This is a genomic window from Nostoc sp. DedQUE04 (assembly GCF_034530995.1).
GTDB lineage: Bacteria > Cyanobacteriota > Cyanobacteriia > Cyanobacteriales > Nostocaceae > Nostoc.
The window spans coordinates 15750-27874 of sequence record NZ_JAVRCA010000061.1 but is presented as its reverse complement, the minus strand read 5'-3'; the positions used below and the strand labels follow the sequence as shown (position 1 = coordinate 27874).

Genomic DNA, 12125 nt, shown 5'->3' with positions numbered 1-12125 from the left:
GATAAAGTACTTGAGATAATTAGAATGCAAGCTGAAATCCTAAATCCCCAATTGCTATGATGCCCTGCTATCAATTGCCCTTATCCCAGATACGTCGCTTTGGATTAGCTTTAATGCTGCCAGCTACACTTTTGGGCGCTTTTGCCTTCCCTACCCAAGTGCAAACTGCTACTGCACAAACATCTCAGGCAAATCGCCCCCTAACTATCCGCGCTGATGTACAAGAATATGACGCGAAAAATCAAGTAATCACCGCTCGCGGTAATGTGCAAATGTTGTATCCGGCTCGCCAACTTCAGGCAACATCTGCCCAAGCACAGTATTTTAGTAAAGAACGCCGAATTGATTTCAGTGGCAACGTCTATATTTTGCAACAGGGCGGTAACAGTATCCGAGCAGAGAAAGTAACCTATTTAATTGATGAAGGGCGATTTGTTGCTTTACCCCAATCCAACCGTCAGGTAGAGTCCATCTACATGGTGCAAGAATCAGATAATAATGGACAAACTGCGACACCTGCCCCAAAAACACCACCTTTGAAGCCTTCTAATTAGCATTTACCACCAAGAAAGGGTGCTTCCAGCGTGAAAATTGTTTTAGAAAATATTCATAAATCTTACGGCAAGCGAGTAATTGTCAATCGTGTCAATCTTTCTGTTGCTCAGGGGGAAATCGTTGGTTTACTAGGCCCCAATGGGGCTGGTAAAACGACGACTTTTTACATTGCCACAGGTTTAGAAAAACCCAATCAAGGAAAAGTTTGGCTGGGTAATGTAGACGTGACGGGAATGCCAATGCATCAAAGGGCACGACTGGGTATTGGTTATCTAGCACAAGAAGCCAGTGTTTTTCGCCAACTCTCGGTAGAGGATAATATTCTGTTAGTGCTAGAACAAACTCATGTGCCACGATGGGAATGGGCAAGGCGACTCAGAACTTTACTGCGGGAGTTTCGGTTGGAAAAATTAGCTAGGAGTAAAGGAATTCAACTTTCTGGTGGTGAGCGACGGCGGACGGAATTAGCAAGGTCTTTAGCTGCTGGACAAGAAGGGCCAAAATTTTTACTTTTGGATGAACCATTTGCCGGAGTCGATCCGATCGCAGTCTCAGAAATTCAGCAAATCGTCGCCCAACTGCGCGATCGCGGCATGGGTATCTTAATTACAGATCATAATGTCCGTGAAACCCTCGCGATCACCGATCGCGCCTATATCATGCGTGAGGGACAAATTCTTGCTTTTGGCGCTGCTGACGAACTCTACAGCAATCCCCTCGTGCGGCAATATTATTTGGGGGATAATTTTCAAGTCTAAATTAACAATTATTTAGTTAATAATCTCCCAGGATATTTTGATTTTTGATTTTTCAGCATGAATTTATTAGTTTATTTTTAGCCATTAAGTATTTAATTTTGATCTTAAATACACTAGAGATGTTTTGCTTTGCCAGGGTTGCCAATATCTAAATTTTAAAATTGCTTATGATATCAAAGAAGCTCACGTATTTTAATAGTCTCTATTCGCTGCTGCCTTTTACGATCATGGATCGCTACCTTGCCAGCGAATTGTTAGCGCCGTTTTTCTTTGGTGTCGGAGCTTTTTCATCAATTGGCGTCACCATTGATGCTGTATTCGATCTCGTCAGAAAAATTGTCGAATCTGGGCTACCTATAGACATTGCTATTCAAGTTTTTTTGTTAAAATTTCCCAACTTTATCGTTTTAGCCTTTCCCATGTCTACGCTGCTGGCTACTTTGATGACTTACAGTCGTCTTTCTAGCGAGAGCGAACTAATTGCCTTGCGTGGTTGTGGTGTCAGTGTCTATCGCATGGTGCTAACTGCTGTGATGTTAAGTCTTGTAGTCACAGGAATGACATTTGTGTTTAACGAAGAAATTGCACCAGCAGCAAATTATCAAGCGGCGATGACTCTGGATAAAGCCCTAAAATCAGATAAGCCCACTTTTAAACAGCAAAATATTTTCTATCCTGAATACCAGGATGTTGTCCAGCCGGATGGTTCTAAAAATCGGATATTGACACGCTTATTTTACGCCGACCAATTTGATGGTAAGCGAATGAAAGGGTTGACAATTATAGATCGCTCAACCAAAAATCTGAATCAAATTGTGGTATCAGAATCGGCTCAGTGGAATCCTTCTCAAAATGTCTGGGATTTTTACAACGGCACGATCTATTTTGTTGCTGCCGATCGCTCTTATCGTAACATCGTCAGATTTGAACAGCAACAACTGCAACTACCGCGCACGCCATTAAGTCTGGCAGAAAAAAGCCGCGATTATGGTGAAATGAATATTGCCGAAGCACTACAGCAACTAGAAGTGGAAAATCTTGGTGGCGATCGCCAAAAAATTCGTAAACTTGAAGTGCGGATTCAACAAAAAATCTCTTTGCCCTTTGTATGCGTGGTTTTTGGCTTGGTAGGTGCAGCGATGGGAAGCATACCCCAGCGAACGGGAAGAGGTACCAGTTTTGGGATTAGTGTCATAGTTATATTTTCGTACTACTTAATATTCTTTGTTAGTGGGGCGATGGCACAAGCAGGTGTCCTTTCTCCGTTTATGGGGGCTTGGTTGCCCAACTTTCTTTTTTTGGGAATAGGTTTATTCTTATTGATGCGAGTTGCGAGAAGGTAATACCAATTCAAAATTCAAAATTCAAAATTCAAAATTAGGAAAGCTAAACAGAACAAAGGTATGTTCGTATGTATCTGTCGCATTTTTTTTAAATTGGTATGAATTGAGGAGGATGCGGAAGTAGACAAACAATTATTAAACATCTGGTGAAATTAAATATGCGTTATCCATAACCCTTGTAGAAACATAGCAGTGCTACATTTCTATATTCCTTTTTCACCAGATGTCTATTATTCTCCTTCATCCTCCCACTTCAATTACGGGTGATAATTTCGACATTCTGGTGCATTGGGGTTTTCCTTGCAGTATTCTTCAAAAGAAACTTTCGCTGATATCATACCCTCAGCTTTTTGATGAGCTGCTTCTGCCTGAAGTTCTTCTACCTCATCCCAGGCAGCTGCACAGGCTTTAGAATAAGCACTTTGTTCGGTGCAAATAGCACGAGCTTGCTCAATTGCTTTTTGAATCCTCTCCTCCAGCAGTAGCGCTTTTGGCGCTTCCACAAAGTCGCTTTTAGTCAAAATGTCGGTAATCGAGATGATCCCCAACAGCTTGCCTTGAATCACAGGTGCGCGATGAATACCAGTATTAGCAAATAACCGCGCTACATATTCCACACCCAAATCAGGATTGACCACGATGCAGGGCTTGCTCATAATTTCATAAACCCGCACTTGCTTTGGATCTTTCCCGTAGGCTGTTATTTTATAAACAATATCTGTTTCTGTGACAATACCATAAGCATCATTGTCATAGCGACGATCCACAACCAGCGCCCGCAATCCTTTATCCTTCATCAGCCCCACCGCTTCAGCAACAGTTGCCGAACCGCGAATGGTAACTACGTCTTTGGTCATGATATCTTCAGCTTTCATCATTGTTGTAGTCTCCTGGTTAATAGTCCGGTGCAGCACTGCGCCCTCATGGACGTATCGAAGCGTTGCAGCGCAAAGTTTGCTCTAACTAGAAAGTAAAAAAAGTGGAACTTTTGCCCAGCTACAACAATAAATTAGACCAGTTGTCAACTTATGATGTTATCCAATGTAACCAATGCCCAAAAACCAAGCATGAATTGTGATAACATTCTGCGGATCAACAAATATTTATTTTTTAATTGCCGAAAATTGCCGTATTTTCCAGAAATAGCTAGAAATCAAATTGGTAATAATATGAGCAACAATCGGCACTAACAAGTTGCCCGTGAGCAGAGCGCTATATGCCAATATCATCCCGACAATTGTTGCCCAAATTACATAAGGCCATTGTTGGGAACCGCTAAAATGCAAGATGCCAAAGCAAAGACTGGATACAATTACAGCTGTCAGATCGGAGCCTAAAGCTGGTAGTATCACACCTCTAAATAACAATTCTTCACTCAATCCGGGTAGCAACCCCAGCCAAATTAAATCTGGTAAAGCTAAAGGCTTCAGTACGATTTCTAGGTAATAATCTGCACTCTTACGATAGGCAGTCCATAGACGGTAAGTTAAGCCACTTAACGCGGTGAGTACAAACCCCAACCCTACACCTAATAGCGCTTCTCTTGGATTCAAGTCCCAAGAAAATAGCGAAAAGTTGCCAAAGTATAACGAAAGTTTAGCGACTATCAACAAAATGATTGCAGTCGCTCCCATCGCCCCAAGTACTTGGATGCGCGTTAGGTATGGAATTTCTGGCTCTTGCTTTTGTTGTTCAATCACAGGTTTTTAAAGGGAGAGGGGGCATTGGGCATTGGGCATTGGGAATTGGGAATTGGGAATTGGGCATTGGGCATTGGGCATTGGGCATAACTCCAAACTCCTAACTCCTAACTCCTAACTCCTAACTTTTAATTACTGACTGCAAAGGTAATAATTTGGGACGGAGAGCGGAGGGATTGATGCCTGCTTTATGTGCTACCAATACACCTACTGCTTCTAAATATGAGTTTACCTGTATAGATTTGATCCCCAACGGTTGCGGAGGAACTTTTATTAGAGTTTTATTTTCTTCTACTGTAATTATTTGGCATCGTTTTTGGCTTAAGCTCAGTAAGGCACTGCTACCACAGGCAGTTGCAGGTGCGATCGCAGCATCCACTTCATCTGCCCAAATATCTCCTTGCTGTGATGCGATCGCTCTCTCTATTATAAATTGTGGGGCACGACTTAATCCTACAAGCACGCACGGCAAAAAGGTATAACCCAATTCTTCGGCGGCGGAACGGGGAGATAAATCTGGTTGCGGAGGTTCGCTTAAAAGGGCGGGTGAATGGGCGCAAGGAATTTGAAAGGTTCGCACTAACAAATGGCTAATTACGGCTTCTGCACCCGCTAAAGAATCTACCCCTTCACCTTGACGATATTTCTGTACTGCTTCTGAGTCCATATCATCCGGGAAACGGGCGACTACTGCGATCCCTTCTGCCCCCGCTTTTTTTATTAATATCTCGGCTGCTCGTAACAAGCTATCTGGGTTGCCAATTGTTCCCCAACTAGCCCCCGATGCTGTAGTCCGTAATTCTACATTTAATGGCGCATCCGTAATTACATAATCTGTTAAAGTCAATCCCAGAGTTGCTCTGACTGCATCGGCTGCTTGTATATGTCGTAGTCGTAACTCTGGCTCAATGCCTTGGTCTAAAAGCAAACCTACTTTGTTGCTGCGGACTGGACGCAACCCCCAGCATCCAGAGGCGAATTTGTCAAGCCCGTAACCTTCAACATAAAAAGCATTGGGGAGATTCCAATACAAACTTGCGCCATTGAGGACATTGGGGTGAGTAATTAGGCGATCGCAAACCTGTGCTATAACTCTGGCAACAGGCAAAGCATCTCCTGCATAACCCCCAATGGCAGCCCCAACGCCAGTTGGTACAATTAAGATAGCGGTATATGGACGATTCATTTTAAGTTATTTCCCACTCTCCAGGGCTATTTTGTTCTAAACATAAACTGCTCAGAACTAAAGTCCGTTAAAACGGGCTATAACCTTTTCTTAGTCGTCTTGAGACGACTTTCGCTATTAGACTCAGAATTCATTCTGAGGCGGGCTAGATGAAAATGAAATAACCTTTGCCCACTCTCAGCTTTTAACTTCTAACTCAGCACTGGCTTAATGCCCCGCTATCGCTAACAGCACTCTTTGTCACCACAGCTTCAACTGTAGCTTTTTGTTCGTCAACGTCCACAGAAGTAACTGCCCAACGCAGAGGTTCGCCTTGTCTCTTTAACTCTGTTTCAATTACTTCTAGTAACTCTGCGGGAGTTTCTTGTAAATCAATTTCTGCGGTAATAAAATGAGTCGTCATTTTGGTAATTCCTGTTAATTTCTAGTTTCTAGAATAGCTGATTTTATCTGCAATTAAATACTTGCGTAATTTATCAGGTTTGGTAATCTCCGCAAACAGTTATTCAGTTATGAAAAATCATCCGATATACTGATAACTGTTCGCTGATTATTTGCCTTTGCCAAATTGTAATTGATAAACTATGTCTTCCTTTTCCGTCTGAATTTTCAAATCAGAAAGGGGTTTGGCAACACAAAGCAATACGTAACCTTGCTTTTGCAAATCTGGACTAACGCCCATACCATCAGTTTGATCCACAGTTCCTTCGCTTATTTGACCGGCGCAAGTTGTGCAGACACCTGCATTGCAAGAACTCGGCAGTTCCAAACCAGCAGCATCGGCAACTGATAAGATCGTTTCATTTTCAGGAACTTGCAAGGTATGAATTTTGCCTTGGTGATCGATTTCTACGGTGTAAGTTTTAGGCATATACAAAAGAAGCGTGATGCAACGGACAAATTTATTAGTTTATCTGAATTAGTTAAAAATATCTAGATGTTACTATAAAAATTTAGGTTAAAGATTGATAATTATAGCAACTAATTCTGAATAAGTTATAAATTAGTAACATTATTGACTACACAATACCCAAATAAATTAGTTAAATTTGCTTGTTATAAATATGCGCGTAGGCGTAGCCCGCCCTAGGCATCGCGTTTGATTAGAGACTGTATCTGTAAGTCTGCCTTTTGGCATTGGTTCGATGTCTTGGAAAGTTGACACCACACAAAAGAAGGCGGCTTGGTCGCTTTATGTGGAATTGGTGACGCGCATTGCTGTAAAACCTTTGGAAGTTGACCAGGGTTTGGTACGAGAAGCGATGAACTCTCTTTATAGTTTATTTGGTACAACCCGCGAAGTTCTCAAAGCCGCCGGGCCGGATGTGGGTGCTTCTCGTGATTCAGTGGGGGGAATTGCGATCGCTGTAAATCAACAATACACACTCTGCACAATGTTACAGCATTAAGGCTTAAGGTTACAGCATTAAGGCTTAAGGTTACAGCATTAAGGCTTAAGGTTACAACATTAAGGCTTAAGGTTACAACATTAAGGCTTAAGGTTACAGCATTAAGCCTTAAGGTTACAACATTAAGGCTTAAGGTTACAACATTAAGGCTTAAGGTTACAGCATTAAGGCTTAAGGTTACAGCGATCGCAGTTGACATAGAAGACAGACCATTTGTAGGGTTACAGCAATGCTGTGCCCTATTGTCATGTTGCTCAAACATAATATTATTTTGCTGAAAATCACCCTTTGATGATTAAATTCCGAGAAATCACGGACATAAAGAAAAACTTTTACTAAAAAAATGCGCTTTTTGCTGAACCAAAATCCAGGTTAATTGAGACAAAATAGCTTTGTAAAGCTTTTAAAAGTGTAAATTTATGGCTAGAAAAAAACGTAGTTCCCGAATTTTAGAAAAAGCTGAATTTAGAGTTGCCGGACTGAAAGCTATCGATCCACAGATCAATTTTGATAATACTTACAATTTGCAAAACCTGACTCAGTTAATAGACAATTTTCACAATATGCTTGATGATTATAACGCTGCTATAGCTATGATTGACTCTTCTAGAAATAAGCTGGATGACATGGAAAAAACCTTAAGTCAGGTTTCAGACAAAATGCTGACGTGGGTTGGTTGCAAGTACGGCAAAAACAGCAATGAATATGAACTTGCAGGTGGCGTTAGAGACAGCGAACGTATCCGTAAAAGCCGATTGACACGCTTGAAATCTAACACAGATAAAACATCAGATGAAAATGCAATAACCACCTAGTATCGCTACGCAAAAGTCAAAAGTCAAAAGGCTTGTAGAATCTGCTTTTAACTTTTTTAGAATGGTATCTGTAAAAATACAAGGTGGCCAGATTCCCGACTTCTTTGAGAAGTCGGGAATTTATTTCATCACGAATGATTCAGAACTGCTATATAATAACACTTTATATTAACCCAAAACTTCCGAAATCTTAAAATTGAATGACCAGGTTTATACATGATAAATTTGCCAAAGATTATCTAGAAGAATTATTAAAAGATTACGGAGAAGTCAAAGCATCAGAAAAAGTCTCAGGAGAGATTAAAGAAATAGATGTTTTATTCACTCCTGCCAAACAGCAAAGCTCTAATATACAAATACTGGGAATGCTTGGAAGATTTGCTGAAAATCCTGCAATTATAGAACCATACCGCAATCCAGCTTCTACCGATGAAATCTGCGACTGTATTCTCAAATTATTAGAAATAAAGGCTCTGCTGCGACGAGAAGCTAAAACTAATAAAATCAAACTTCAGGACTCCGAAATTCCCAAATTGTGGGTTCTTACACCTACCATATCTGAAACTAGATTGTCTAGCTTTGGAACTATACAAAAAACAGGTTGGTTATCGGGAGTACATTTTCTGCCAGATGCCTTGCGAACAGCAATTGTAGCAATACACCAACTACCCCAAACACCAGAGACATTATGGTTGAGGCTTTTAGATAGGGGAAGTGTGCAATCACAAGCGATTATCGAGTTGCAAGCGTTACCATTAGATCATCCATACCAGAAAGCAACTCTCGAATTAGTTTACAACTTGCGCGAAAACTTGAGAGTAAACCAAGAATTAGAAGCAGATGATAGGGAGTTAATTATGCGGCTAGAACCACTTTATCAAAGAGACAGAGAACAAGCCAAAGAAGAGGGAAGGCAAGAAGGAAGGCAAGAAGGAAGGCAAGAGGGAAGGCAAGAAGGAAGGCAAGACTTAATACTGCGTTTACTAAATCGCCGTATTGGTGAAATTGATGCATCATTAATCGTGCAAATTAAAGGCTTATCCATTGAACAATTAGAAAATTTAGGAGAGGCATTGCTAGATTTTTCTAGTGTTGCTGATTTAGAAACTTGGTTAAACCAACAATCAATCTAATTCATTTTGATTGATAAAGAGTTAATTATGCGACTAGAACCACTTTACCAAAGAGACAGAGAACAAGCCAAAGAAGAGGGAAGACAAGAAGGAAGGCAAGACTTAATACTGCGTCTATTAAATCGCTGTATTGGTGAAATTGAGGCATCATTAATCGGGCAAATTAAAGGTTTATCCATTGAAAAATTAGAGAATTTAGGAGAAGCATTACTAGATTTTTCTAGTGTTGCTGATTTAGAAACTTGGTTAAACCAACAATCAATCTAATTTATTATTGCTACACCTGGCGACTAGAAGTCGCGGCTATACAAACGAAACCCACCTCTGTGGGTTAAAAATTCTTGATTTACTCTTAGTCCACGGAGGTGGACGAAAGTTTGTGTAGTAGCGAATTTTATTGCCTTATATTTTCCAAAATTTCAGTATAAAAAAGTTGCTAATAACCGATTACTAGTAAGGCTTTCATCATAAAAGTAAGCTAAACTTTTATAGCCAAGTATTGCCTAAAAATTTCATAATTGAAGATAGAACATCCCAATGGAGAACATAAAAATGCTAGAACAATATCGTAAACACGTTGCCGAAAGAGCAGCACTCGGTATTCCCCCTTTACCATTGGATGCGAAGCAAACCTCAGAATTATGTGAATTACTGAAAAATCCGCCAAAGGGTCAAGAGGATATATTATTGCATTTATTGAGCGATCGCGTTTCTCCTGGTGTCGATCCAGCAGCTTATGTCAAAGCTGGATTTCTCACTGCGATCGCCAAAAAGGAAATCACTAGTCCCTTGGTTTCGCGCATAGAAGCAGTGCAATTGCTGGGGACGATGGTAGGTGGTTACAATGTGCAATCTTTAATCGATTTGCTGCAATGGCCCACCGTATCCCTCTCTGACTCATCTGAAACGCCTCTGGTAATGGGTGGACAAGGGAAGGAACCCATCGCCGCCTACGCCGCCAACGCTTTAAGCAAAATCCTCTTGGTGTATGATGCCTTCCACGATGTTTTAGAGTTGTCTAAAACCAATCCTTTCGCCAAACGGGTGATTGACTCTTGGGCGGAAGCTGAATGGTTTACCAGTCGCCCCACAGTTCCAGAAGCGATTACCGTCACCGTTTTTAAAGTTCCTGGCGAAACCAATACCGACGACTTATCCCCCGCCCAAAGCGCCACAACTCGCCCGGATATTCCTTTACACGCCTTAGTGATGTTAGAGTCACGGCAACCGGGAAGCTTGGCAACCATTGCCGAACTGAAGAAAAAAGGGCATCCTGTAGCTTACGTAGGGGATGTAGTTGGTACAGGTTCCTCGCGTAAATCTGCCATCAACTCAGTATTGTGGCACATGGGAAATGATATACCTTTTGTGCCAAACAAACGCGCTGGGGGTTATGTTTTAGGTGGTGCGATCGCGCCAATCTTCTTTAACACAGCTGAAGATGCCGGTGCTTTGCCTATTCAGTGCGATGTCACCAAACTAGAAACCGGCATGGTAATTACCATCCATCCCTACAAAGGCGAAATCACCAACGAAGCAGGCGAAGTCATTTCCACCTTTGCCCTCAAACCTGACACCATCCTCGATGAAGTCCGCGCAGGTGGACGCATCCCCCTACTTATTGGACGTACCCTCACCGATAAAACTCGTCTTGCACTTGGTTTAGAACACAGCACAGTTTTCACCCGTCCCCAGCAAGCTTTTGATACAGGCAAAGGCTACAGCCTAGCACAGAAAATGGTAGGTAAAGCTTGCGGATTACCTGGCGTGCGTCCCGGCACATCCTGCGAACCCATCATTACTACCGTTGGTTCTCAAGATACCACAGGCCCCATGACCCGCGACGAATTAAAAGAACTCGCTTGTCTTGGTTTCAGTGCAGACTTAGTGATACAAAGTTTCTGCCACACAGCAGCTTATCCCAAACCAGTAGATATCCAAACCCATCACGAACTCCCCGATTTCTTCGCCTCTCGTGGTGGTGTTGCCCTGCGTCCCGGTGATGGTATCATCCACTCTTGGTTAAACCGGATGCTGCTACCCGACACCGTGGGGACTGGCGGCGACTCTCACACCCGCTTCCCCTTGGGTATTTCTTTTCCCGCCGGTTCTGGATTAGTGGCCTTTGCAGCCGCCTTGGGTGTGATGCCTTTAGATATGCCAGAGTCAGTATTGGTAAGATTTAAAGGTGAATTGCAACCAGGTATCACCCTCCGCGATGTCGTGAATGCCATTCCCTACGTAGCAATTCAAAAAGGTTTGCTGACAGCAGAGAAGCAGAACAAGAAAAACGTCTTCTCTGGGCGAATTCTAGAAATAGAAGGTTTGCCAGATTTAAAAGTTGAACAAGCCTTTGAACTCACCGATGCTAGTGCCGAACGTTCTTGTGCCGGATGCACAATTAAGCTGAGTGTAGAGACAATTTCTGAATATCTGCGTTCTAACGTAGCATTGCTGAAAAATATGATAGCACGGGGCTATCAAGATGCACGTACCATGCTGCGCCGTGTGGCAAAGATGGAAGAATGGTTAGCAAATCCCGTGTTATTAGAAGGCGATGCCGATGCGGAGTATGCCGAAATAATTGAAATTGATTTAAACGAAATCAAAGAACCAATTGTTGCTGCTCCCAATGACCCCGATAATGTTAAGTTATTATCGGAAGTTGCTAACGATCCAGTGCAAGAAGTATTCGTCGGTTCTTGTATGACGAATATTGGTCATTATCGGGCAACAGCGAAAGTTTTAGAAGGCGCAGGTGAAGTGAAAACTCGCCTGTGGATAGCACCACCAACGCGCATGGATGAACACCAATTAAAAGAAGAAGGTGTATACAGCGTTTTTGGGGCTGCGGGTGCTAGAACAGAAATGCCAGGATGCAGTTTGTGCATGGGAAATCAGGCGCGAGTTGCTGATGGCACAACAGTATTTTCTACTTCTACCCGCAACTTCAATAATCGCATGGGTAAAGATGCGCGAGTGTATCTTGGTTCAGCAGAATTAGCCGCAGTTTGTGCGCTGCTGGGACGACTTCCGACAGTGCAGGAATACTTGGATATTGTGGCGAGTAGAATTCATCCTTTTGCAGATAATTTGTATCGGTATTTGAACTTCGATCAAATTGTCGGTTTTGAGGATGAAGGGCGCGTGATTTCTAAAGAGGAGCAGGCGTTGTTAGTATAGTTTAATTAGGTGGGTGTTATGCCCACCTAATTTTTAGCGTTTC

At 42.2% G+C, this 12125-nt stretch carries 11 protein-coding genes and 2 pseudogenes; 8 read left to right on the top strand and 5 right to left on the bottom strand.

Annotation, left to right across the window (positions count from 1 at the left end):
* Positions 1-56 precede the first annotated feature (56 nt).
* The 3 genes from RM049_RS30485 to RM049_RS30475 all read left to right on the top strand — a co-directional run bounded on the left by RM049_RS30485 (position 57) and on the right by RM049_RS30475 (position 2656).
* Positions 57-554, top strand: a complete 498-nt coding sequence (locus RM049_RS30485) for an LptA/OstA family protein (RefSeq protein WP_322670908.1) — start codon at positions 57-59, stop codon at positions 552-554.
* Between the two features lie 30 nt (positions 555-584).
* Positions 585-1313: an LPS export ABC transporter ATP-binding protein gene (gene lptB / locus RM049_RS30480; RefSeq protein WP_322670907.1), complete on the top strand. Its 729-nt coding sequence runs from the start codon at positions 585-587 to the stop codon at positions 1311-1313.
* Positions 1314-1540: 227 nt separating this feature from the next.
* Positions 1541-2656 (top strand): LptF/LptG family permease, encoded by a 1116-nt coding sequence (locus RM049_RS30475; protein WP_322670906.1) that lies wholly within the window; start codon positions 1541-1543, stop codon positions 2654-2656.
* A gap of 257 nt (positions 2657-2913) precedes the next feature.
* On the opposite strand, the gene RM049_RS30470 is transcribed toward RM049_RS30475, so the two are convergent.
* From RM049_RS30470 to RM049_RS30450, 5 genes are all read right to left on the bottom strand, one after another.
* Positions 2914-3534 (bottom strand): CP12 domain-containing protein, encoded by a 621-nt coding sequence (locus tag RM049_RS30470; RefSeq protein WP_322670905.1) that lies wholly within the window; start codon positions 3532-3534, stop codon positions 2914-2916.
* Positions 3535-3759: 225 nt separating this feature from the next.
* Complete coding sequence (locus tag RM049_RS30465; RefSeq protein ID WP_322670904.1) at positions 3760-4356, bottom strand: CPBP family intramembrane glutamic endopeptidase; 597 nt, start codon at positions 4354-4356, stop codon at positions 3760-3762.
* Positions 4357-4477: 121 nt separating this feature from the next.
* A complete protein-coding gene (locus tag RM049_RS30460; RefSeq protein ID WP_322706826.1) occupies positions 4478-5542 on the bottom strand; it encodes a DUF3326 domain-containing protein in 1065 nt (354 codons plus the stop codon).
* Between the two features lie 196 nt (positions 5543-5738).
* Positions 5739-5945 carry a hypothetical protein gene (locus RM049_RS30455; RefSeq protein WP_322670902.1) on the bottom strand — a complete coding sequence of 69 codons (207 nt, stop codon included), beginning with the start codon at positions 5943-5945 and terminating at the stop codon, positions 5739-5741.
* 147 nt (positions 5946-6092) lie between these two features.
* Positions 6093-6413, bottom strand: coding sequence for a 2Fe-2S iron-sulfur cluster-binding protein (locus tag RM049_RS30450; RefSeq protein WP_322670901.1), 321 nt, complete (start codon positions 6411-6413; stop codon positions 6093-6095).
* Between the two features lie 274 nt (positions 6414-6687).
* On the opposite strand from RM049_RS30450, the pseudogene RM049_RS30445 reads away from it, so the two are divergent.
* The 5 genes and pseudogenes from RM049_RS30445 to acnB form a co-directional block, all read left to right on the top strand.
* Positions 6688-6912, top strand: a pseudogene (locus tag RM049_RS30445) (hypothetical protein); the annotation flags it as partial.
* 458 nt (positions 6913-7370) lie between these two features.
* The gene (locus RM049_RS30440; RefSeq protein WP_322670899.1) at positions 7371-7766 is read left to right on the top strand and encodes a hypothetical protein; all 396 of its coding nucleotides are present in this window, start codon (positions 7371-7373) and stop codon (positions 7764-7766) included.
* A gap of 200 nt (positions 7767-7966) precedes the next feature.
* Complete coding sequence (locus RM049_RS30435) at positions 7967-8899, top strand: DUF4351 domain-containing protein (protein WP_322706825.1); 933 nt, start codon at positions 7967-7969, stop codon at positions 8897-8899.
* 12 nt (positions 8900-8911) lie between these two features.
* A pseudogene (locus tag RM049_RS30430) lies at positions 8912-9166 on the top strand (DUF4351 domain-containing protein); the annotation flags it as partial.
* Positions 9167-9451: 285 nt separating this feature from the next.
* The gene (acnB, locus tag RM049_RS30425) at positions 9452-12082 is read left to right on the top strand and encodes a bifunctional aconitate hydratase 2/2-methylisocitrate dehydratase (RefSeq protein WP_322706838.1); all 2631 of its coding nucleotides are present in this window, start codon (positions 9452-9454) and stop codon (positions 12080-12082) included.
* Positions 12083-12125 lie beyond the last annotated feature (43 nt).